Below are 22907 nucleotides of genomic sequence, written 5' to 3'. Positions count from 1 at the left end.
GTGATCTGCGTTTCCGCAGGTCACGGCCCTGATCGTGAAAGGCGTTCGAAGGGATTCGAACCCCTAGCCTTCTGGATCCTCAGGAGGACCATGGGTGCGCCGAGGTGAAATCGCCCGCCCGGTCATGCTGTAGCCGGCGGGTTCCCTGCATTGGCGGCCACGAGCAGGGACAGTTCGCGGACCAAATCGTCCATGGCTTGGCCGCTCTGGGCGCGGACCAATCCGAGTGCGAGGTCGGCCAGCAGGTAGAAGCCGAGGGTGCGGGCCTGCTCGCTGGGGAACGCGGCGAGCAATTCCTCGGCGCCGCCGAGGTCACCGCGGTGCTTGGCCGCGATGACTCCGGCGGCGCGTTGGAGCAGTTCCGCCGCCGCGGGGGTGGCTTCACTCACCCGGGTCAGACCTTCGGACTCGTGGCGCGGGCGGCGTCGAAGCGGGCGATCACGTCCGACCAGTTGACCAGGTTCCACAGTCGGTCGACGTAGTCGGGGCGCACATTCTTGTACTGCAGGTAGTAGGCGTGCTCCCAGGCGTCGAAGACCAGCAGCGGCGTGGAGCCCTGGCCGACGTTGCCGTGGTGGTCGTAGACCTGCTCGACGATGAGTCGCTGCCCGAGCGGCTCCCAGGCCAGCATGCCCCAGCCGGAGCCCTGCACGCTCTTGGTCGCTGCGGACAGTTGCCCGGCGAACGCGTCGAAGGAGCCGAAGTGCTCGTCGATCGCCGCCGCCAGTTCGCCATCGGGCCGGTCGCCGCCGTCCGGGGAAAGGTTGCCCCAGAAGATGGTGTGCAGCACGTGGCCGGACAGGTTGAACGCGAACGTCTTCTCCAGCCCGACCAGGGTGCCGAAGTCGCCCTTGGCGCGGGCCTCGGCGAGCTGCTCGATGCCGTCGTTGGCACCCTTGACGTACGCGGCGTGGTGCTTGCTGTGGTGCAGCTCGAGGATCTGTCCGGACATGGCCGGCTCCAGCGCACCGTAGTCGTAGGGCATGTCGGGCAGGGTGTAGACCGCCATCAGGATCCCCTCCAGTAGTACTGCCGTAGTTTTGTTGTTGCCAACATCTTGCAACAAGACGGCGGCTGTCGTGGAGAGCGGGGCACCCTCGCGCGTTGCTTGCAACACAAGGTCGACCACCTACACGGCCTCGCCCAGCAGCGCTCGGTGGCGAATCGGCTCGGGACGGATCATCAGGGTTTAGAGCTGTTCGTGATGACCTCGATGTGGAACACCACGGCTCCCCCGTCGTCGACGCCCACGCGGAACATACCGATGACCAAATCTGGACACCCCGCGCCGACACGGCTCCTCACCGCGGTCTTCTCTGTCGGGCCGCAGCCGGATGCCGGGGGTCGGTCAGCTGTGTGCCGTCATGCGTGGATACCGCCCGGTGAGGAGGTGGTCGCCGAGTTCCCGGGCCTTATATGCGACGGGGTCGTGCAGGGTGAGCGTGCGGGCGTCACGCCAGAACCGGTCGAGGCCGGTGGCGCGGGCCGTCGCGCGCGCGCCGGTGAACTCGAAGATCCGGCTCGTCGCATCCGTGGCCAGCCGGCTGGACACGACCTTCGCGGCGGAGACGGTCAGTGCCGTCCGGCCGCGTTCGGCCGGGGTCAGGGCAGGGCCGCGGGTGTCGGCCTCGGTGAGGGCGTGGGTTGCCTGGTCGGCCAGGAGACGCGCTGCGGCCAGGACTGCGGTGAACTCTCCGTAGCCCGTCAGCACGTGGGGATCATCGACGGCTTGCCCGAGTCCGCTCGCGGGCCAGGGGCGCGAACGCTCGCGTGTGTATCTGGCGGCCTCGTCGATCGCGCCGGCAGTGATGCCGACGAGGACCTGCGTGAGGACTGCCTGGAAGGCCAGCGACACCAGGGACAGGCGTAGGTGGCGGGGGCTGGACTCGTCTTCGTCGGCCGGGAAGGTGCCCAGCACGTCGCCCTGGCTGACCCGGACGTCGTCGAAGGCGACGCTTCCACTCGCCGTCAGGCGTTGGCCCAGATTGTCCCAGTCCGGAGGGTGCGAGACTCCACTGCAGCTGCCGTGCATGACGACGACGAGACGTGCCGTGTGATCGTCGCGGATCGCGCTGACGAGCAGGCGGTCGGCGACGGCGCAGCCGGTGGCGAACGCGCCGCGGCCCGAGACGCGGAGTCCGTCGCTGGTCGTGGTGGCCGTGATGGTGTCGCGTGGGTTGCTGACCGCGGCTACGAACACCCGGCCGGTGGCGGCCTCCTGGCGTAGCGAGGTCGCCAGCTCGGCGTTGTCGTAGAGCGTGGCCCGCCACAGGTGCAGGTAGTGGTAACCGAGGAGGTGACCGATCGACGGGTCGGTGGCCGCCACGATCCGGGTCACGGCGTGTGTGGTGGGGTGGTCGTCGGGGTCGAGGGCGAGCAGGCCGCTGTCACGCAGCAGTTCGATCTCGGCGTGCGGGGGTTGGTTGGCGTGGTCCCGCTCGACGGCGTCCGCGCGGAGCCGCTCGGCGACGGTGTGGGCGGTGGTGATCGCTTCTGCCGGGTTCATGACACCCCTGTCGGTTCGGGTGTGGGGCGGCGGAGCATCCGGTCCGCGAGGATCACGACCGGTGGCAGCAGCAGGCACTGGGCGGCGATGGCCAGCCAGAAGCCGGCGAGGTTCCCGGCGGACTCGAACAGCTGGTAGAGGCCCCCGCCCGCGACGCCGCTGAGGAACGCGCCGGCGCCTTCGGCGAGCCGCTGCTGGCCGAAGACGACCGTGGGGGATCTGTCGGTGCGGGCGAGCGCTTCGAGGGTGTTCTTGAGGAAGATCACGGAGTTGCCCGCGCCGATGGCGAGGACGCCGGCGGCGACCGCGATCTCGTTGCCTCCGGTGAAGGCGAGCATGCCGACGGCCAGGCCGCCGAAGCCGAGGGCCATCGCGTGCGGGTACCGCATCCGCTCGACCCGCTGGGAGATCAGCGGCTGGATCACGGCCAGGAGCAGCGAGTACGCCATCATGGCCGACCCGTAGAACACGGCCGGCACCCGGCCCTCGGCGTACGACGACAGGTACTGGTAGAAGTGCATGTGCAGGTAGAGGGTCAGGGCGGTCACGGCGAACGGCAGCACCGCGATCCCGTGCAGGGCGCGGCGCAGCGGCTCGACCACCTCGTGGTCGGCTCGTCGTTCCCGGGGCAGGAGGGCGTGCCCGATCGTCATCGCCAGGTGCAGCACGGTGGCGACGGCGAACATCACGGTCGGGTCGTGGATGAACAGCGCACCCGCCACCGGCCCGAGGGCGATGCCGACGTTGCCCGTGGCGTAGCTCGCGGAGACCAGCCGTGGCCGTTCGTCCGGGGTCGCGCCGAGCACTGTGTAGCCCCGCACGCTGGGCGAGTAGACCGCCGAGGCCGCCGAGCGCAGGAACAGCGCGGCGATCGTCAGCGCCGGCCAGGCGCCGCCGGCGAGGAAGCCCAGCGAGCCGAGCGTCTGCAGCACCATCGCGGCGAGCAGGCACCGTTGGAGGCCGAGCCGCTCGGCGAGGGCCGCGCCCGGCAGCCCGCCGGCGAACTGCACGAACGTGGCTAGCCCGAGGATGACACCCACCTGGTCCATGCCCAGGTTCATCCGGTCGCGGAGCAGGACCGCCAGGTACGGGTACACCGAGAAGTTGATCAGGTTGACGAGGAAGCCGCTGCCGAGCAGCGCGAGTTGCACCCGGGTGAACCGGCGGATGCCGGTCACGCCTTGGTTCCCCGGACGATCAGCCGGGTGGCCCCGCCGTCGTACGGCCCGCCATCGAAGTCGCCGAAGCACTCGACCTTTTCGAACCCGGCCTGCGCGACCATGTCCGTCAGCTCCGCGGCGCTGTAGACCCAGCAGGTGAGCGAGGTGTGCTCGGCGCGGTCGCCGCGGACCAGCGTCCAGTCGGTGCGGTACCGGGTCCAGTCGTCGAGGATCGTGTCGCGCATGACCACCATGCCGCCGGGCACGTCGACGATCTTCGGGGGCCCCACCCAGGAGGCGTAGACCTCCTTGCTCAACAGGTCGACGATCAGCGTTCCCCCGGGCACCAGGCAGCGGTACGCGTTGCGCAGGACTTGGAGGTTGTCGTCGTGCTCGTCGAAGTACCCGAAGGACGTGTACATGTTCACCACGACGTCGAACGCGTCCGGCGACACGTACTCGCGTACGTCCGCGCGGACGAACGACGCCCCGGGCCCGGTCCCGGCCGCCTCGGCTTCGGCCCGGTCGAGCAGCTCGCGGTGGAGGTCCACGCCGGTCACCCGGTGGCCCTGACGCGCCAGCGGCACCGCGAAGAAGCCGACGCCACAGCCCTGATCGAGCACGCGGCTTTCCGGCGGGAACGCCAACAGCGGCGAGGTGGTCACCAGGTCGGCGGCGTGCCGGGCCCGCTCGGCGGAGAAGAGCACGTCCGAGAAGCCGGACCACAGGGACAGATCCTCGTACCAGCTCACCGTGGCCTCCCATCGCGCGGCGCCCCGCGTTTTGTCGACATGTCGTATCGATGACCGGGAAAGTTCCTCACGACGGCACGACGCCCAGTCCGGGTGCGTCGCCCAGGACGATCCGACCGTTCTCCAGACCGAGGCCCCGGAAGGGTGGTTCCCGCAGGTACAGGTGGCCGTCTAGGTCGATGTGGTCGGCCAGCGGTGCGAGCTGCGCGGCCTGGCTGATGGCCAGCTCCGACTCGCACATGCAGCTGATCATGGTGCCGAGCCCGGCCCGCCGGCCGGCCTGCATCACCCGCCGGGCGCCGCGGATCCCGCCGGCCTTGCACAGCTTCACGACGAAACCGTCGGCGTACGACCGGGCGGCATGGACGCTCGCCTCGTCGGTGCATCCCTCGTCGAGGAAGACCGGCAGCCGGTCGGGCACCTCCCGGTAGCGGTGGTAGTCGTCGATCGCGGTCACCGGGAACGGCTGCTCGATCAACTGGATGCCGAGCCGCCGCAGGTGGGGGGTGAGCGCGCGGGCGGTGTCGAGGTCCCACGCCTCGTTGGCGTCGATGCGGACCGGCAGCGGGGTGACCGCCCGGATAGCTTCGAGGGCTGCGATGTCGCCGGGGCCGCCGACCTTCACCTTGAAGGCGCCCACCGCCGGAGCGTTGCGGACCGCGTTCGCCGCCTCCTCGGGTCCCGCCATGGAGATCGTGTAGACGGTCGGTCCGAGCGTTCGGGCCGCGCCGGACAGCTTCCAGGTCGGCTGCCCGGCGGCTTTGCCGATCCAGTCGTGCACGGCGCCGTCGAGTGCCATCCGGGCACCTGCGGGCGCGTCCCACCGACCGATCCGGTCGAGGACGTCCTCCGGGTCCCGCAGGTCCCGTCCGAGCACCGCCGCCGCGTCGGCGTCGATGGCCGCTACGACGTCGTCGGCGGTGACGCCGTCGTAGCCGGCCGGTGTGCCTTCGCCGAAGGCGGTGATCCCGTCGTGCGTCAGGGTGACCATGCAGGTCCCGACGGAGTCGATCTCGCCCCGGGAGCTGCGCACCACCTCGATGAGCCGCAGTGTCTCGCGGCGGACGGACAGTTCCATGGGCGAGTCCTCCCGATTGTGCGGCTTGCCGGAACCAGAGCAGGCCCGGCGACGACTATCAGACGCGGCGGACATCAACGGTGGCGGATGGAGTGGTGATGGAGTGGTTCGAGGACGAGACGTTGTGGACCGGGTTCGGGGAGGTGATGTTCTCCGCCGAGCGTGCCGCCGAGGCCGAGGCGCGGGTGTCGATGTCTCCGCTGCTGCGCGTGCCGGCCGGGGCCGCCGTGCTGGATCTGGGGTGCGGGCCGGGGACGTACACGATTCCGCTGGCCCGCCGGGGCGCGGCGGTCACCGGCGTGGACCTCAGCGCGGCGCTGCTCGACCGGGCCGTGACGGCCGCGTCCGCCGCGGGTGTCGGCATCCGGCTCGTCCGGGCCGACATGCGTGAGTTCGTCGAGCCGGACCGGTACGACCTCGCGATCAGCATGTACACGTCGTTCGGGTTGTTCGCCGACCACGACCAGAACATGCGGGTGCTGCGCAACGTCCTGGCCAGCCTCAAGCCCGGCGGTCGGGCGCTCATCGACCTGTACGGCAAGGAGATCGCGGCCCGCGACGGCCTCGCCCCGAAGATCGTCGACGTCGATGGTGGCACGCTCGTCGTGCGCGGCACGGTCCTCGCCGGCTGGACCCGGTTCCGGGACGACTTCCTCCTGGTCCGGGACGGTCAGGCGCGCACGGCCGTCGTCGAGCACGCGCTCTACAGCGCCGCCGAGCTCAAGGGGATGCTCCGCGAGGCGGGCTTCACCGACGTCGACTGCTTCGGCGGCTTCGACGGGGAGCCGTTCGACAACCACGCCCGGCGGCTGATCGTCCGCGGCCGACGCGGCTAGCACGACTGGCGGGTGCGGACGTGGACCGCGCCCGCCGCGGCGACGGCACGGTGGGTGGCGATCTCCGCCGTCGGTCCTTCGGCGAGCACGATGCCGGCGTAGCCACGCCCGTCGGCGACGTGCGCGATGCGGGTGCCGATGGCCTTGGTCGGATACCAGCGCGGCCGACCCGGATAGCGGTGCAGGTCATCGATCCCCTGCACGGCGACGAGCTCACCGGCCCGCTGCGGGTAGGCCAGGACGAACGCCACCGCCGGACCGCCGGGCAGGGCCGCGTCGAGCAGGCGGGGGCGACGGCCGAGCGCGAGGTCGACGAGGCCGGCGTAGACGTTGACCCCGAGCGCGCGGCACATCGCCTCGCCGACCAGCGCGCCGCCGATGCGGGGGTTCACCTCGATCAGCTGCGGACCGTCGGTGGTCATGGCGATCTCGATGTGCGCGAACCGGTCGGTGTAGCCGAGGGCCGCCAGCACCGCGCCGGCCCACGCCTCGATCTCGCGGAGCTCGTCGGGTGGCAGCGCCACGGGGAACGCCGTCACGTCCTCCCGGAACCACGGCTGGGCCGACATGAGCCGGCTCGACAGTCCCAGCAGCCTGGTCTGCCCGGCCCAGGTCACGGTCTCGGCGCTGTAGACGGGCCCGGGTAGGAACGGCTCGGCGAACAGGCTCCCGAACAGCGCCGCGTCCGTGGCCTCGCGGCGGAGGCGGGCGAGGTCGTCGGCGTCGCGGACGAGCCACACGTTCGCGCTGCTGGTGCCGGCGGTGTCCTTGACCACGGCGGGCAGCCCGACCGCCGACGCGAGCCGGTCGAGGCTCACCGTGGCCGCGTCGTCCACCGGGAAGGGCACGACCCGGCTCAGGTTCCTGCGGTGCAGCAGGTCGCGGACGCGGGCCTTGTCGCGGACCAGCCGGATCGTCGCCGGGTCGATGCCGGGCAGGCCGAGCTCGGCGGCGAGTTCGGCGCCGGTCACTCCCCAGGTGTCCGTCGAGCTGATCAGCCCCCGCAGGTCGCCGATCGCGCGCAGGGCCTTGCCGACCGCCTGGCGGTCGTGCGTGTCGACCGGGATGACGTCGATGGTGCCGGGCGGCAGCGTGGCCAGCTCGTGGAGGTAGAGCGGCTCGACGCCGGTCAGCAGCGCCAGCCGCTCACTGCAGGAGTGGGCGGCCCTGGCGAGGTGGGCGAGGCCGAAGGAGAGCATCTCGATGCACGCGATGGTCACGATGGATAGGTCGGGCGGGTGGGGCGAAGGGTTCCCATTGATCGACATCCATCGTTGATGCCGAGGGCGAGCAGGGTCTGCGTGTAGGGGTGGGCGGGCTGGTCGGTGACCTGGTCGGTCGGGCCCTGCTCGACGATCCGACCGCCCCTCATGACCGCGATCCGGTCGGCGAGCTGCGCGACGACCGCGAGGTCGTGGGTGATGAACAGGCAACCGAACTCAAGCTGGTCCCGCAGGTCGCAGAGCAGGTTGAGAACCTTCGCCTGCACCGACACGTCGAGCGCGGTGACCGGCTCGTCGCAGATCAGCAGCCGCGGTCGCAACGCCAACGCGCGGGCGATCGCCACCCGCTGCTGCTGCCCTCCGGAGAGTCGCGCGGGGCGGCGGTCGCCCAGCGCGGGGTCGAGCCCGACGAGGTCCAGCAGCTCGTCAACCCGCGCGGACCGGGACCGGGTGTCACCGATCCGGTGGATCTGCAGCGGCTCGGCGATCGCCTGCCGGATCGTGTGCCGCGGGCTGAGCGTCAGGAAGGGATCCTGGAACACCATCTGGATCTGACGACGGTGTGCCCGCAACGCCCGGCCCCGCAACGCGTGCACGTCGACGCCCGCGAGGTGCACCGTCCCAGTGCGGGGGCGGTGCAGGCCGGTGACGACCCGCGCCAGTGTCGTCTTGCCGCAGCCGGACTCGCCGACCAGCCCGACGATCTCACCGGCCGCCACCCGCAACGTGACGTCCTCGACGACCGTCCGGGTGGCACCGTAGCCGGCGGTCACCCGATCGACTGCTAGCACGAGTCCTCCCTGGTCGGCGGGTGCAGGCACGCCGACCGGTGCGCGGTCGCCGGAAGCAGCGGTTGCAGGGCCGGGGGCTCGTGCTCGCAGCTGTCCTGGCGTGATGAGCACCGGGGCGCGAAGCCGCAGCCGGCGAGGTCGTCCGGGCCGCCTCCGGCGAGGCCCGGCATGGTGCGGAACCGGGTGCCCGGCGCCGTCCTGGGACGCGGCACGGCGTCCAGCAGCCCGCGCGTGTAGGGATGGTCCGGCTTGTCGATCACGTTGGCGGCCGGGCCCGATTCCACGATCCGGCCGCCGTACACGACGGCCACGGTGTCGGCGACCCGCGACACCACCACCAGGTCGTGACTGACGATGATCATCGCCATGCCCAGCTCGTCGCGCAGCCGCGCCAGCAGGTCGAGCAGCTGCGCCTGCACCGTCGCGTCGAGGGCGGACGTCGGCTCGTCGGCGACCAGCAGCTCCGGCTCACCGGCGAGCGCGATGGCGATCTGCGCCCGCTGACGCATGCCGCCGGACAGCTGGTGCGGGAACTGACGGGCGACCGCCACCGGATCCGGCAGGCCGGCCAGCCGCAGCAGCTCCCCGCTGACCCGGCGGGTCGCGGCCCGCCGTCCGCCCCGGCCGGCGTTGCGGACGGCCTCGTCGACGTGCGCACCGATGGTCCGCAACGGGTTGAGGAACGCGCCGCTGTCCTGGAAGACCACGCCGACCCTGCGGCCGTTGATCCGGCGCCGCTCGCCCGGGGGGAGACCGATCAGCTCGTGGGTACCCAGCAGTGCGGAGCCGGTCACCGTCGCGCTCGGGTCGAGCAGCCCGAACGGCGCGAGCGCGGCCGTGGTCTTGCCGCTGCCGGTCTCGCCGACGAACGCGAGCACCTGCCCGCGCCGCACCTCGTAGGACATGCCGGCGACGATGCGCCGGGAAGCGCTGCCGTCGGGGTACGTGACGGACAGGTCCCGCACCCGCAGCACGGTGCCCGGATCGGGGGACGCGGCCGACCGGGTGGCGCGGCGGATCCGTCCCGGGCGGACCAGACGGATGATCGACGGTCGTTCCGCACCGGCCGCGAGCCGTTCGCCGAGCAGGTTGCTGGCGAACACCACGGCCGTGATCGCGACACCGGGCGGGTAGGCCAGCCACCACGCGGAGGCCAGGAACGGCCGCCCCTCGATGAGCATCTGGCCCCACTCCGCGTACGGCGGGGCGACCCCGAGGCCGAGAAAGCTCAGCGTGGCGACGGCGAGCACGACGGTGCCGACGTCCGTACTGGCGTAGACCAGGCAGGGCCCCAGCGCCAACGGCAGCAGGTGCCGGCCGATGATCCGGCCGTGACCGGCGCCGAGCAGGCGCAGGGCGTCCAGGTGCGGGCTGCCGCGCATGCCGGCGACGCGAGCCCGCGCGATCCGGGCGTACGGCGCCCACGACCACAGCGCGAGCGCGAGGATCAGGTTGTCCACGCCCGGGCCGCGCACCCCGATCACCGCGAGCGCCACCAGCATCCCCGGCAGTGACACGACCACGTCGATCACCCGGGAGACCACGCGGTCGACCCAACCGCCCGCGTAGCCGGCCACGGTGCCGACGACCGCACCGGCGGTCAGGGAGATAGCCAGCACCGCCGCCGTGATCGCCAGGGAGATCTGCGCGCCGTAGAGCAGCCGGCTGAGCTGGTCGCGGCCGAGCTGGTCGGTGCCGAGAAGGTGCTCGGCAGACGGCGACGCCAGACCGGCCGCGAGGTCGTTGGCGGTGGGGTCCGCCGGGGCGATCAGCGGCGCCAGCAGTCCCGCCACCGCGAACACGACCAGCGGCACCGCGACCAGCGTCGTCCGCACCCTGCCGCGGTTCACGACGAGCTCCGGCGGGCGCGCGGGTCGATGAGGCCGTGCAGGACGTCGGCGCACCGGTTGGCCAGGATGAACCCCCCGCCCATGACGAGCACGGCGGCCTGCAGCGCCGGTACGTCCCGCGCCCCGGCCGCCTGCACGAAGTAGGCCCCGAGGCCGGGCCAGCCGAAGATCTTCTCCACCACGACGGTGGCCACCAGGAGGCTGCCGATGCCGAACCCCGCCACCGACAGGATCGGCCCCGCCGCGTTGGGCAGGCCGTCCCGGAGCACGATCGACAGCGGGCTGCTCCCCCGCGCCTGCGCCGCGCGCACGTACGGCCGGTCCAACGCCTCGCGCAGCGTGACCGCGACGACCCGGCTGAGCACTCCGGCCGCCGGCAGGCCGAGCACCGCCATCGGCATGATCCACGTCCGCGGGCCCGCCATCCCCGACGTCGGCACCAGGTGCAGACGCAGCGCCAGGAACAACACCAACAGGTAGCTCAGCCAGAACGCCGGCACCGACGTGACCAACAGCGCGCCGACCCGCAGGCCACCGCGCAGCGCGCCACGCCCCAGCACCGCCCCGGCGACGCCGACCGCCACCCCGACCACGAGCGCCACCGTCGCGGAGCCGGCGACCAGCCCGAACGTGACCCCCAGCCGGTCGGCGACCTCGGGTCCCACGGGCGTGTTCGTCCTCAGCGACAGCCCGAAGTCGCCGGTGCTGGCATGGGCGAGCCACCTCAGGTACCGCACCGGGGCGGGATCGTCGAGGCCGAGCTCGACGCGGACCGCCTCGATCTGCTCGGGCGTGGCCGGTCGTCCGGCCCGGGTCGCCGCGAGCACCGCCGCCGGGTCGCCACGGGCGAGCAGCACCAGGGCGAACGTGCCGACCGACATGGCCAGCAGCACCCCGACGGTGTCGGCGGCCCAGCGTGTGACGTATCCACCGGCGGCGACCAGGCGATCGGGGACCCTCACTCGACGGTGACTCCGGTCAGCTCCAGGTCGACGTCGGTGGGCGGCACCGCGAAGCCCTTGACGGCGTCCCGGGCGGCCCACAGGCGCGGCCGGTAGACCAGCGGCACGAAGCCCGCGTCGGCGGCCACCGCATCGTAGAGCGCCTGGTATGCCGCGCTGCGGGTGGCCGGGGCGGTGGCGTAGAGCGCCTTGTCGACCAGGTCCTCGGTGGCCGGGGTCGCCCACAGCGGGGCCCGGGCACCGGAGGTGAACAGCGAGACGATCGACCCGGACGGGTCGTACGGCGCGCCGAGCCCCTCGAAGAACGTGATGTCGTACGCGCCCTCGGCCCGCTCGTCGTAGTAGGTGGCGGAGTCGACCGGGGCGATCTCGACCGTGATACCGACCTCATTGAGGGACGCGGCGATCGCGGCGGCCATGGCGCGCGGGTCGAGCTGCCCCTCGGCCGGGGCGGCGGGGATGAGCATCTTGAGAGAGAGCTTCTTGCCGTCCTTGACGCGGGCGTCGCCGCTGGGCGTGTAGCCGGCCGCGTCGAGCGTGCGGCGGGCGGCGTCCTGGTCAACGACGACCGGCAGGTCGGTGCCGGAGTCGGGGACGCCCGGCGGGAACACCCGCCGGGCCGGCTCGCCGTAGCCCAGCAGCAGCGCCTTCGCCAGGGCGGCGGTGTCGACCGCCTGCCGGACCGCCTCGCGGACGGCACGGTCACCGGCCGGGCCCTTCGCGTTGAACCCGAGGATGATCGAGACGTCCGGCGCGCCGGTGAGCAGTGCGACGTCGGCGCGGTCGGCCAGCGACCGGGCCTCCACCGGCGTGATCGGGGCCAGGTACGAGCCGCCGATGAGATCGAGCTCGCCGTTGCCGAGCGCGTCGATGCGGGCCTGCGAGTCGGGGATGACCTTGAACTCGAGCTTCTCCAGCTTCGGCTTCGCCCCCCAGTAGGCGTCGTTGCGGGCCAGTGTGACACCGGTGGCTGACTGAGATTCCACCTTCCAGGGCCCGGTGCCGACCGGGTTGTGGAACTCGCCGCTCGCGGTCGCGGACTTCGGGCTGAGCAGCCGCACCGGCCGCACGATCGACATCTCCTGCAGCAGCGGCTCGTACGGCTCGGACAGCGTCAGCCGCACGGTGTCCGCGTCCGGGGTGTCCACGGCCGAGATGATCTGCGAGGCGCGGAAGAACGTGAACTTCTTGTTGCCGATCCACCGGTCGAAGTTCCACTTCACGGCGGCGGAGTCCAGTGGCGTCCCGTCGCTGAAGGCGACCCCGTCGCGCAGGTCGAACGTGACCTGCTTGCCGCCCTCGGCGACGGTCCACGACTGCGCGAGCCCCGGCTCCAGCTTGCCGCCCTCCGCGTAGGTGACCAGCGGCTCGTAGATCGCGTCGAGCAGCAGGAAGTTGCCGGTAAACGCGTGCGGATCCAGCGCGCCGGACTCCCCGCTCAGGCCGATGCGCAGCACCGTGGAGCTGGCGTCGTCGGCACCGGCGTCGACGGTGCACGCACTGACCAACATGATCGACGCTACGAGGGGGGCGAGCAGGCGTAGTCGTGACACGGGCTCTCCTGGGCGGACGCTGACCAGACGGCTCGGCGGCGATTCGTCGGCCACCGCTGAAGTAGTCGGCGGCACAATGCCCCTGGTTCCCCCGAGATCGGTCAATTCGTCATTCGCGAAGATTCCCTGTGCACCGGAACCGGCACGGCCGTGGACGCGACCTGAACGAAGCGCTAGACATCGACCTAGATGACTGGCCTTGGATGCCCGCGCTCCGCCGCCCCCACCAGCGGCACAACACGAGGGACGACCACCCATGCCATTCACGGTCCCGCCCGAAGCCGTCACGACCGTCCACAGCCATGTCACCGACGCCCTCAGGACGCCACGCCTCATCCGCCTGTCGGACAACACCATGCTCGTCCGGTTCGAGACGCTGAAGATCTACGCCGCCCTCGGCGCCGTCCGGGCCCTGCTCGCCGACGGCACCGTGCGGCCGGGAGACACCGTCGTCGACAGTTCGAGCGGCATCTACGCCCTGGCCCTGGCGATGGTCTGCCACCGCTACGACCTCCGCTGCCACATCGTCGCCTCGACCACCGTGACACCGACGATCCGGTCGCAGTTGGAAATCCTCGGCGCGACAGTGGACCAGATGCCAGCCGAATCCGATCTGCGCCTCGATCAGGACCGCAGGGTCGCGCGGGTACGCCAACTGCTGCACGACCACCCCGAGATGCACTGGATGCGCCAGTACCACGACCCCAACCACTACCTGGGATACGCAGAACTGGCCGGCCTCGTACGCATCGCGCTTGCCGGAAGGCCCCTGACGGTAGTGGCCAGCGTCGGCACCGGCGCGTCGAGCGCCGGCCTGATCCAGCCGCTACGCCAGCACGACCCGTCGACCAAACTCGTCGGAGTCCAGCCGTTCGGCAGCGTCAGCTTCGGCAGCGAGCGCTTCCAGGACCCCGAGGCCATCATCGCCGGCATCGGCAGCGCCATCCCCTTCGACAACGTCCGCCCCGACCTCTACGACCGGTTGCACTGGCTGACGTTCCACTACGCCATGGCCGGCACGGTCGACCTGATGCGGACACACGCCGTCTTCGCTGGCCTGTCCACCGGAGCGGCCTTCCTGGCAGCAGCGTGGGAGGCACAGCGTCACCCCGAACGCGAGCACCTCGTCATCGGCGCCGACACCGGGCACCGATACGTGGACCGGGTATTCGCCCGGCACGAGGAGGCCCTAGACCCGGCCCCGCTCAAACCCACCGAGATCGACGCCCTCACAGACCTGGCATTCCCATGGTCAACCATGGACTGGGACCGGCGCGCCCACCCGGACCATGCACTACCCACCCGCACCGTTTCACGTCCCTACCCGGAGATATACCGAGCACCCGATCATGAACAGGGATGCTGAGGAGTCATCAGCCCGGTTGGCACGGACAGGTCGCCGTCGTGCAGGACCTCGACAGTGGAGATCTGACGGATCCCTGGAACCCGTGGCCTGGAAGGTGAGAGCGGTGATGGGAGGACGCTGCAGCAGCTTGCCGTCGGCGGTGCCGGCCCGTCGACGCGACCCGCCGCAAGGACTTCCTGCCGACGCCGTCCGGGCGGGTCTGCAGCGGTAGGAGCGGTGCTCTCACCGGGCCATCTCTTGCCATAGACAGCTCGCGGCGACGATGAGGATCACCAACAGCACCTCGATCCAGGCGAGAGGGCCGTTGGCAACGATCAGCCGAGCAGGCGCACCACCAGCCCCTCCACGGCGAGGATGATGGACCACAGGATCAACGCCCTGTCCAACGGACCACACCCAGGCCAACACGGAGAACTACGCAGTCCTAGGGCACGGAAAGAACTGTCGCCCAGACGCAGTCGCTCGAAGGTCGCCTCGCCGCCGAGGGTCAGATCCCCACGGCCAGTCCGGCGACGCCGGCAGTTTGTCGGCTCCGATAACGGACGGCTACGCGGTTCTGGGCCGGTTCTGTTGGATCTTCTCGGCGACGGCGTCGGCGGCGTCGTGGCGCATCTTCCTGGTGACGCTCTGGTAGGTGTCGCGGGTGAGGGTGGTGGTGGAGTGGCCGAGTTGTTCGGAGACGACCTTGATGTCCACTCCGGCGTCGAGGGCGATGGTGGCCGCGCTGTGCCGCAGGTCGTGCAGGCGGATCGGTGGGAACCCGGCCTGGCGGACGAGCCTGCGGAAGCGTTGGGTGACTCCGCTGGGATGCCACGGCCGGCCGTCGGGGCGGACGAAGAACAGGCCGGTGTCGGGCCACGCCTCGCCGGCGGCGAGGCGCCACTGGGCGCGGCGGGCCCGGTAGGCGGCGAGGACCCTGACCGTTTCGGCGTCGAGGGCGAGGTCGCGGTTGCCCGCCCTGCTCTTGGGCTTCTTGCGCACGGCGGTGTAGCCGTGGGTGGCGATCTGGTGGTTGATCGTCATCTCGCGCTTGTCGAGGCGGACCTCGGCGTCGAGCAGTCCACAGGCCTCCCCGCGGCGGGGGCCGCGGTAGGCCATGAGGTGCCACATCGGGTACAGGTCGGGCGTGTGTTCGCGGGCGTGGTCGAGGAACGCGACGATCTGTTCGTCGGTCCAGACCATGACCGGTCCGGGGACCTTCCCGGTGGTCTTCCACCGTTGTACGCGTTCGGCCTCCCACACGATCGGCACCGGCCGGTCGGCGGGGACCTTGACCAGCGCGGCGGGGTTGGAACCGACGATCACCTCCTCGGCGAGGGCGTCGTTGATGGCCTTGCGCAGGCAGGCGCGGATACGCTGTCGGGTCGACGCGCCGGTGGGCCGCACACCCACGACCGAGGCGCGCACGTCCGGGTCCGCGCTGGCCTTCGCCGCAAGGATGTCCTGGTTGCGGCGTTCGATCGCGGCGAACATGGTCTTGATGTGGCCGGTGCGCAGCCGGTCCAGCGGGATCTCCCCGAGGTGCGGGATCAGGTGCACGCGGGTGAGCGACTCGTAGCCGACCGCGGTGTTGTCATCGACGGTGAGGTGGGTGAGCCACTCGGTGAGGTACTCGCCGACGGTGACCATGTCGGCCAGCGAACCGTCGCCGCGCAGCCGTTGCCGGATCCGGTCCACCTCGGGCAGCGGCCGGCCCGCGCGCACGCAGGTCTGCAGCAGGTCGGCGATCTCGGTGCGGCGGCGCCGGTCCCCGACGGCGAGGGCGAGCAGGGCCCGCGCGTGGTCCAGCTCGGCGGCGGCGTCGCGGCGGGTCGACAGCCCGGACCGGCGCAACTGCCGACGCCGGCCGTCACTGGTAGCCGGCAGTTCCACCTGATAGGCCCAGTGACCGTGCTCGAAGCTCCAGGCCTTGTTCGGACGACGAAGCTTCGGGCAGTCGTTGCCCAGCGGCCTGCCGGTATCGGGATGGCGGCAGCCGCAGCGCTTGAAGATGCTCCCGTCTGGCATAGCGTGTGGTGCTCCTCGGGTTGGGGGTGCGGCATCGGTTTGTCGATCGACATCCACGCGTGACACGCCGCGACGATCAAGTCATCGACGGACCGGCCGCCGACAGGGTCGGCGCCGCGCTTGGCTGGGTCCGCCGCTGGGGGTGCCCGCGAGGCGGGGCCAAGGGCGTAGAGAAGACGTGGGCTGACACAGTGGGCGGTCAGGGCGGGTCACCACGGTTGTCAGCGCCCCCTGCGTCCGGCCCGGTGTCGGCCGGATGCGGAAGGTGCAGCATGGCCAGGATCGGTGCGGTCGGTACCCGGTAGTGGGCACCGACCCGGTACAGCGGCGTGGGGAACGCGTCGCGGCGCGCCAGCTTGTAGGCGGCCGACCGGGACATGCCCAGGATCGCGGCGGCCGTCGCGAGGTCGGTGCTCGGACCCAGCGCGCGGATCCGCTCGACGGTCCACGCCTGCCGCTCCTCACAGCGGGACGCCTCACCGGCGGCGGGCGTAGCGGTTCGGGTTCGTCGTGGCGATCGCATGATCGGTCTCCCTGATGAAGAAACTCGCGGTGACGTGGTGACAGACAGACCCGGCGGCGAAGCACGCCGGGTCCGAGCGGTGCGAGGCGTGTCCCGGCGTACGGGCCCGTGACGCGGCGGTAGCGTGGTCGGCCAGCGGCAGCGGGAGGTCAACGGTGGCCAGGACGTGGTTGTCGATCCGGGTCGAACTCGTCTCCGGGCGGGGCGAGGACTACTGGCCCCGACCGGGCCGGATCCTCGCCGCCGCCAGGTCGCACACGTTCGAACAGTTGGGTGCCGCCATCGACCTGGCCTTCGCCCGCTGGGACCTCGCGCACCTACGTCTGTTCACCCTCGCCGACCAGACCCCCGTCTGCTCCTTCCGCACCTGGGAAGACATGCCGGACGGCGCGGTGGACAGCGACAGGACCACACTGAGCCGACTCACCCCGGGCGACCAGTTCGCCTACGTGTTCGACATGGGCGACGACTGGACCCACCTGTGCGCCGTCGCCGACCACCGCATCGACCCACTCGACGAACTCGGCCTCGTGGCCGCCCAGCCCACCCCGTACCAGGGCTGGGGCGACCTACCGGACCAGTACGGCCGCCGCTGGGACGGCGACAGCGGGTCCGCCGCGCCAAGACGACCCCGCAACCCCCTGGCCGACCTGCCACCCATCCTGCCCTGGTGGGGACCCCGACAGCCGTAGCCACAGTCGGCAACCCGTCGTACCCGAACACCACACATCCGCGCAGCGCCACGTGTCGCAGGCGATGCGGCGGACGACGGGGACTAGATCGGACGCTCTCTGCCCGTGACCGCAGAGCTATGGGACGGCGGTCGCAGGAACGAGGGCACTCGCTGCGGCAACTGACCAAGCGAGCTGAGGCGATCCACATCGGCCCGCCGGCTGCCGGCCAGCTCGCCGGCCACGATGCGCTCACACCCCCAAACCGGGCCCTGTCAGCTCCGGCGAACACTTCCCAGCCTCACAGCCCTCTCAGAGGGCGGTTCGAGGATCTTTGAGTTGATCTGTGCTGTGCGTTCGGTTGGGGGTCTTTGATCGGGTCCGCCGTTGATAGCCGCCCCTCGATGCCGTGGAATGTGAATCGGGGTCGTGACCTTCGGGTCACGGCGGCGTTAGCCCGGTCATGGGTGATCGGAAGCCGTACCCCAGTGATGTCACCGACGCGCAGTGGGCGCTGATCGGGCCGTTCCTGTGGGCGTGGAGGGCCAGGCGGGTCTCGGTCTCGGGCCATCAGGGCGACTACGACCTACGGGAGATCGTGAACGCGATCTTCTACCAGAACCGGACGGGTTGTCAGTGGGCGTACCTGCCGCACGACCTGCCGCCGAAGTCCGCGACCTACTACTACTTTGCCCTGTGGCGGGACGACGGCACCGACCAGGCGATCCATGACCTGCTGCGCTGCCAGGCCCGGGAGAAGGCCGGCCGGACCGAGGATCCGACCGCGGTCGTGTTGGACAGCCAGTCGGTCCGGGCGGCGAACCACGTCCCGGCCGCCACGACCGGCAAGGACGTCGGCAAGAAGGTGTCCGGCCGCAAGCGTGGCCTGGCCGTGGACACCCTCGGTCTGGTCATCGCGGTCGTGGTGACCGCCGCGTCGGTCACCGACAACGCCATCGGCATCCGGCTGCTCGACAAGGTCGTCGAACACACCCCGACGGTGACCCAGGCCTTCGTCGACGCCGGGTTCAAGCAGGACTTCGCGCTGCACGGCGCCGTCCTCGGGGTCGACGTCGAAGCCGTCAAGCGATCCGACTCCCGCCCCGGGTTCGTGCCGGTACGCAAGCGGTGGATCGTGGAACAGACCTACGGCACGCTGATGCTGCACCGTCGTCTCGTCCGCGAGTACGAGAGCCGACCAGAATCGGCGGTGTCCCGGACATTGTGGGCGTCCATGGCGATCATCGTGCGTCGGCTGACCGGCACCAGCACCCCGTCCTGGCGGCACGGGTGAACCTCACCGTGATCCTCGACCTGATCACCGCACGTGAAGCCACCGCCGGTCAGACGGCCGACCGGCTGCGCGAGCAGATCACCGCCCTCACCACGGACCTCGCCCGCGTTGAGGGCGAACTGGCCGCCCTGGCGACCACCCGCACCACCCTGAGCGCCCTCACCGCCGCCGAGTTCACCGCCGACGACCCGACGATCGCCAGCGCCCCCTACCAGCAGATCCTGGACGTCCTCACCACCGCGTCCGCCGGCATGCGTGCCAAAGCCATCTGCGTCGCACTCGACGTCGAGCCCTCACCGAACCACGTCGAGAGCATCCGCGCGAAGCTGAAACGCATGGTCCACCGCAATGTCCTGACCGAAGACGAACCCGGCGTATTCACCCTCGCATCGAAACGGACCTAAACCTTCGAACCACCCTCTGAGCAGCGGGCTCTACGGTCAGGTATGGCCCATCGGGCGGTCTAGGGCGGATCGATGTCGCCGCCTGTACCTATCCTGGGGAGGTGAACGGTGTAGCGAAGGACTTCTTCATCTCGTATACGGCCGCTGACAAGGCGTGGGCTACCTGGATCGCCTACATCCTCGAGGCGGACGGCTTCGCCGTGACGATTCAGGAGTGGGACTTCCGGCCAGGCAGCAACTTCGCCGTCGAGATGGACAAGGCCCTCAAGCAGTGTCCGCGGATGATCGCTGTGCTCTCCCCGGCCTACCTGAAGGCACCCTTCCCAGCCTCGGAGTGGGCAGCCGTCTTCGCTAGCGACCCGGAGGGCGCGAAGAACGCCCTCGTACCGATCATGGTGCAGGAGTGCCAACCGGAAGGGCTGCTCAGCCAGGTGGTGCAGATCCGCATTCACGGACTCGACGAGACCGCTGCGCAGAAGCAGATCCTCGAAGGCGTCCGCCGCGAACGGAACAAGCCCGCCACACCCCCGCCGTTCCCGGGTACGTCGGCGACGTCCACCGAGGTGCCCGCCCAGGCTGTGCCATATCCGACAGCCCGCACTGCCGCGCCGGCCAGCCCATCACGGCTGCGCTGGCAGAGCCCGGCACCACCGGTCAACATCTCCTGGCGCAGCGACCTCGACCAACGCACGCAGGACCGCAGGCTAGGCGCCGCAGCCGTCGAAGTGCACCTGGCCTTCGCCGCCGACGAGGCGCGACTGCAAGTGAGCGAGTTGGCCGCCCTCGCCGACCTGCTGCCCGACCATGGCCGACAGCACGGCATGTTCACCCGGCTGGAAGCCCTGCACGCGCACGCCGACTCCACCGTCGCCCGGGCGACGAGCAGCGGCCGGGACAACGAGAAGGGGCTTGTGATTACCCGGTCGGGCCAGCGGTCGGCGTGGGCCCCTCTGCCCCAAGGCCAAATGGGCGCGGTGCTCGACCGTGACGACCTGATCAAGCAGCTCGCTGCCATGCTCAACACGCTGACGGCGCTGGAACTGCCTTACAGCGACCTCGTCGTACCCGCCATCGGACTCGACCCCGCCACCATGATCTCCTACGGCAAGGTCAACGTACCGAGCAACACCGCCACCTACGGGTTCGCGCAGGCAGACCACATCCACGTCTCACCGGACGAAGCCATCGGCTACGGCAGCGTCGTCACCCGCCCCACCGACGTAGCCGCCGAACTCGTCGCACGTCTCATCGCCGACCACCGGACCGCCACAGGCCTACGCTGACAACCTACTGATCCACGCCCCGCAAGGACGAGTCTTAGCAGGAAGCCGCCACCGACCACCGGTCGGAGCGGTGCTCCGTTCGTGCTCGGCGACACGGTTCTCTCCGCCGCGCCACACGCATCGCGGACGCCAACGACGGTCCCCGTTCTCTACGCTGCTCTCATGGCAGCGTGTCCCGAGCTGACCAGGCCGCCCCCGCGTGGGGTGCAATCACGGTCTCTCCGGGGCAACCCCGGGGACGCGATACTCACCTCGGCACCACACCACAGGTGCGTCGGCACGCTCCGCGAGCCTGTGCACCCGCACGACCGGGCATCGTCGGGACACGCTGCCACCACCGGCCCGCTCGTGACCACCCTTCACGCCCTCGCCACCGCGCTCGCCGACGCGTTCCTCGCCGGCTACGGCTGGCGCCGCGCCGATCTCGTCGACCAGGGTGGGCTGTCCTCGAGGTCCGGCGGCGCTGCCTGTGGCCGGTCGCCGACGCGGTGCTGGTCGCCTACCCGCGCCCACCCACCGACCGGCCACGCGAGCTCGCCGAGTTCCTGAGCACCCTCGACCCGCTACGCGCGGCAGTCGCCACCGCCCGCCAGCATCAGCGGCCGATCGTCATCCACGCGCGGCCCGTGACGCCGACCCGCACCGTCCGCCGTCCCTGGCACACCCCTGTCATCGACACCGTCGGCGACCTGGCCGGGATGCTCGACCTGAGCATCGCCCACCTCGACTGGTACGCCGACCGGCGCGCCATGAACCGACGCGCCACCGCCCACCGGCTGCACCACTACCACTACCGATGGACCGACCGGGGCCGGCTGATCGAGGCACCCAAAGCCCGGCTCCGCGCCCTGCAACGCAGGCTGCTCACCGAGGTCCTCGGTCCGATCCCGGTCCACCCCGCCGCCCACGGCTTCGTACCCGGCCGATCCGCACACACCATCGCCGCCACCCACACCGCACAGCCGGTCGTCGTCCGCATCGACCTGCTCGCCTTCTTCACCCACATCCCCGCCACCCGCGTCCACGAACTGTTCCGCACCGCCAGCTACCCCGAACCCGTCGCCCACACCCTCACCGGCCTCTGCACCACCCGCACCCCGCCCGCCGGCCTCCGCCGCACCCACCGACCCACCGGAGCGGGCGGAGCGGCTCGCCGCCCTGCGAACCGGCCACCTGCCACAAGGCGCACCGACCTCGCCCAGCGCTGGCGAACCTGTCCGCCTACCGACTTGACCGACGCCTCACCGGCCTCGCCGATGCCCTCGAGATCACCTACAGCCGGTACGCCGACGACCTCGGCTTCTCCGGCGACCTCACCCCACGCCGCATCCACGACCTGATCGCCGACGTCACCGACATCGCCCGCGACGAGGGGTTTCGAGTCCATCCAGCCAAGACCCGCGTCCGCGGTCGGGCCGACCGGCAACTCCTCGCCGGACTCGTCGTCAACCACCACCACCCCGCCGCACCACGCGACGAATACGACCGGCTCCGCGTCGTCCTGCGCAACGCCGCCCGCACCGGCCTCGCCGCGCAGAACCGGAACGGCCACCCCGACTTCGCCCAATACCTCATCGGACGAGTTACCTGGGTCGGCCATCACCATCCGGCACGCGCAGCCAAACTCGCCACGCTGCTGGCCCACGCTCTCGCGGCACCGTAAACTGACGCGGTGCGGCACCTTCACCGGATCTCGGTGAGGACGCGTCGAAGCGACCGAAGCATGACCTGAGCAGGACTTACGCCCGTCCTGCTGGTCTTCAGCAAGCGAGCACAGCAACGCGCGTGTGCGACCCACTAACACGAAAACAAAATATGAACCGGCAGGTAGTCAGCCTCCGGATGCAGATAGAGCGACGTCTTAGGAAACCGATGCTCTATCCCCTGAGCTACGGGGGCGCGAGGGCCTAGTCTAGCGACCTGCGGGTTCACCCGGGGTGGCAGGGAGTGGCCCACGTCCACCCGCAGCACCCGGACCCCCGTTCGCCCAGCCCAGGACCACAGCTCGAGCACACGAACCCGCGTTTGCGACCACGAGCGGCTGCGGTGATCCGCGTTGGTACCGGTTGACCCGGGTTGGCATTCGCTGGCGAGCACACGTCACGCACATCATCGAAGATCAACTAGACCTCGCCTGTATACCCACTCCGACAGTCGTCACGAGAGGAGCACGGAGCGCTCACCCCGGGAACCTCGACCGGCACCCCGCCACATGCGGCCGCGTACATAGCGCTTGCGTCTCCACCGGCTACCGCTGGCCGCTGTGTAACCCCTGTTGATCGTTGGCGGCATCCGCCAGCACGGAGCGGTAGTGGGCCAGCTCTGCCTCCAACGCCGCGCCCGCTCGATGGGACGACGCCACGTAGTGGCCGACATCAGGAAGAAGCAACACCCTGGGCACCCCCCTCAAGCCGGCAGCTCAAGCCCTGGGACCGACTTCGACACAGGGCCTAGATCTCCGTAGCGCTGTCACCTCGGCGCCCCCGTCGCGCCTATCGGTCGACGGTTGGTGTCGCTCCCGGCCGCGGTGGGGCGCTGAGTCCGGTGCTCGGCGAGCTGATCGCCTTCGGCCTCGGTCTCCTGGTTGTCGTCGTAGTGGGGAGGGTCGAGCGCTGCTGTCATGAGGGGGGGTTGCCGGCGGCTGTCGC

Annotated in this window: 21 protein-coding genes and 1 pseudogene; 6 read left to right on the top strand and 16 right to left on the bottom strand. The window is 70.7% G+C overall.

Annotated features, from left to right (window positions below; genetic code table 11):
• Positions 1–122: 122 nt before the first annotated feature.
• The 6 genes from TK50_RS05170 to TK50_RS05145 form a co-directional block, all read right to left on the bottom strand.
• Positions 123–389, bottom strand: a complete 267-nt coding sequence (locus tag TK50_RS05170; protein WP_052503626.1) for a hypothetical protein — start codon at positions 387–389, stop codon at positions 123–125.
• Positions 390–394: 5 nt separating this feature from the next.
• A complete protein-coding gene (locus TK50_RS05165) occupies positions 395–1009 on the bottom strand; it encodes a superoxide dismutase (protein ID WP_043961697.1) in 615 nt (204 codons plus the stop codon).
• Between the two features lie 339 nt (positions 1010–1348).
• On the bottom strand, positions 1349–2506 hold the full coding sequence (locus TK50_RS05160) for an acyl-CoA dehydrogenase family protein (RefSeq protein WP_043961696.1): 1158 nt from the start codon (positions 2504–2506) through the stop codon (positions 1349–1351).
• On the bottom strand, positions 2503–3684 hold the full coding sequence (locus TK50_RS05155) for an MFS transporter (protein ID WP_043961695.1): 1182 nt from the start codon (positions 3682–3684) through the stop codon (positions 2503–2505). Before TK50_RS05155 ends, TK50_RS05160 begins: the two co-directional genes overlap by 4 nt.
• Positions 3681–4418 carry a class I SAM-dependent methyltransferase gene (locus TK50_RS05150; protein WP_043961694.1) on the bottom strand — a complete coding sequence of 246 codons (738 nt, stop codon included), beginning with the start codon at positions 4416–4418 and terminating at the stop codon, positions 3681–3683. Before TK50_RS05150 ends, TK50_RS05155 begins: the two co-directional genes overlap by 4 nt.
• Before the next feature lie 67 nt (positions 4419–4485).
• Positions 4486–5496, bottom strand: coding sequence for an enolase C-terminal domain-like protein (locus TK50_RS05145; RefSeq protein ID WP_052503625.1), 1011 nt, complete (start codon positions 5494–5496; stop codon positions 4486–4488).
• Between the two features lie 98 nt (positions 5497–5594).
• Between TK50_RS05145 and TK50_RS05140 the strand changes: the two genes are divergently transcribed.
• Entirely contained in the window at positions 5595–6332 is a 738-nt protein-coding gene (locus TK50_RS05140) for a class I SAM-dependent methyltransferase (RefSeq protein WP_043963881.1), read from the top strand.
• Here the strand turns inward: TK50_RS05140 and TK50_RS05135 are convergent.
• Genes TK50_RS05135 through TK50_RS05115 form a run of 5 tightly spaced genes read right to left on the bottom strand, consistent with a single transcriptional unit; the run spans position 6329 to position 12669 of the window.
• Positions 6329–7552, bottom strand: coding sequence for an ATP-grasp domain-containing protein (locus TK50_RS05135; protein ID WP_043961693.1), 1224 nt, complete (start codon positions 7550–7552; stop codon positions 6329–6331). The two genes, TK50_RS05140 and TK50_RS05135, sit on opposite strands and share 4 nt — an antisense overlap.
• Positions 7549–8346 (bottom strand): ABC transporter ATP-binding protein, encoded by a 798-nt coding sequence (locus TK50_RS05130; RefSeq protein ID WP_082106177.1) that lies wholly within the window; start codon positions 8344–8346, stop codon positions 7549–7551. Before TK50_RS05130 ends, TK50_RS05135 begins: the two co-directional genes overlap by 4 nt.
• Positions 8340–10196: a dipeptide/oligopeptide/nickel ABC transporter permease/ATP-binding protein gene (locus TK50_RS05125; RefSeq protein ID WP_052503624.1), complete on the bottom strand. Its 1857-nt coding sequence runs from the start codon at positions 10194–10196 to the stop codon at positions 8340–8342. The genes TK50_RS05130 and TK50_RS05125 overlap by 7 nt, the downstream gene beginning before the upstream one ends.
• A complete protein-coding gene (locus tag TK50_RS05120; RefSeq protein ID WP_052503623.1) occupies positions 10193–11158 on the bottom strand; it encodes an ABC transporter permease in 966 nt (321 codons plus the stop codon). The genes TK50_RS05125 and TK50_RS05120 overlap by 4 nt, the downstream gene beginning before the upstream one ends.
• Positions 11155–12669 carry an ABC transporter substrate-binding protein gene (locus tag TK50_RS05115; RefSeq protein WP_043961692.1) on the bottom strand — a complete coding sequence of 505 codons (1515 nt, stop codon included), beginning with the start codon at positions 12667–12669 and terminating at the stop codon, positions 11155–11157. The genes TK50_RS05120 and TK50_RS05115 overlap by 4 nt, the downstream gene beginning before the upstream one ends.
• A gap of 298 nt (positions 12670–12967) precedes the next feature.
• Here TK50_RS05115 and TK50_RS05110 point away from each other — a divergent pair, with 298 nt between their 5' ends.
• The gene (locus tag TK50_RS05110; protein WP_043961691.1) at positions 12968–14077 is read left to right on the top strand and encodes a pyridoxal-phosphate dependent enzyme; all 1110 of its coding nucleotides are present in this window, start codon (positions 12968–12970) and stop codon (positions 14075–14077) included.
• 546 nt (positions 14078–14623) lie between these two features.
• On the opposite strand, the gene TK50_RS05105 is transcribed toward TK50_RS05110, so the two are convergent.
• Positions 14624–16084, bottom strand: a complete 1461-nt coding sequence (locus TK50_RS05105; RefSeq protein WP_043961690.1) for a tyrosine-type recombinase/integrase — start codon at positions 16082–16084, stop codon at positions 14624–14626.
• Positions 16085–16283: 199 nt separating this feature from the next.
• Entirely contained in the window at positions 16284–16607 is a 324-nt protein-coding gene (locus tag TK50_RS05100) for a helix-turn-helix domain-containing protein (RefSeq protein ID WP_043961689.1), read from the bottom strand.
• 155 nt (positions 16608–16762) lie between these two features.
• Between TK50_RS05100 and TK50_RS05095 the strand changes: the two genes are divergently transcribed.
• From TK50_RS05095 to TK50_RS32010, 4 genes are all read left to right on the top strand, one after another.
• A complete protein-coding gene (locus TK50_RS05095; protein ID WP_043961688.1) occupies positions 16763–17299 on the top strand; it encodes an IS1096 element passenger TnpR family protein in 537 nt (178 codons plus the stop codon).
• Between the two features lie 442 nt (positions 17300–17741).
• A complete protein-coding gene (locus TK50_RS05090; protein ID WP_043961687.1) occupies positions 17742–18572 on the top strand; it encodes an IS5 family transposase in 831 nt (276 codons plus the stop codon).
• A complete protein-coding gene (locus TK50_RS05085; RefSeq protein WP_043961686.1) occupies positions 18569–18976 on the top strand; it encodes a hypothetical protein in 408 nt (135 codons plus the stop codon). The genes TK50_RS05090 and TK50_RS05085 overlap by 4 nt, the downstream gene beginning before the upstream one ends.
• 101 nt (positions 18977–19077) lie before the next feature.
• The gene (locus tag TK50_RS32010) at positions 19078–20259 is read left to right on the top strand and encodes a toll/interleukin-1 receptor domain-containing protein (RefSeq protein ID WP_052503622.1); all 1182 of its coding nucleotides are present in this window, start codon (positions 19078–19080) and stop codon (positions 20257–20259) included.
• A gap of 563 nt (positions 20260–20822) precedes the next feature.
• Here the strand turns inward: TK50_RS32010 and TK50_RS34100 are convergent.
• The 3 genes and pseudogenes from TK50_RS34100 to TK50_RS35585 form a co-directional block, all read right to left on the bottom strand.
• Positions 20823–21326 (bottom strand): hypothetical protein, encoded by a 504-nt coding sequence (locus TK50_RS34100; RefSeq protein WP_158499156.1) that lies wholly within the window; start codon positions 21324–21326, stop codon positions 20823–20825.
• The gene (locus TK50_RS33505) at positions 21305–21904 is read right to left on the bottom strand and encodes a hypothetical protein (RefSeq protein WP_144420163.1); all 600 of its coding nucleotides are present in this window, start codon (positions 21902–21904) and stop codon (positions 21305–21307) included. Before TK50_RS33505 ends, TK50_RS34100 begins: the two co-directional genes overlap by 22 nt.
• Before the next feature lie 599 nt (positions 21905–22503).
• Positions 22504–22651 (bottom strand): annotated as a pseudogene (locus TK50_RS35585) (prolyl oligopeptidase family serine peptidase); the annotation flags it as partial.
• Positions 22652–22907: the final 256 nt, after the last annotated feature.

It is taken from the genome of Micromonospora haikouensis (genome assembly GCF_000876225.1).
Classification (GTDB): Bacteria; Actinomycetota; Actinomycetes; order Mycobacteriales; family Micromonosporaceae; genus Micromonospora; species Micromonospora haikouensis.
Note: the sequence above shows the minus strand (reverse complement) of the source record. Positions and strands in the feature narration are given on the sequence as shown.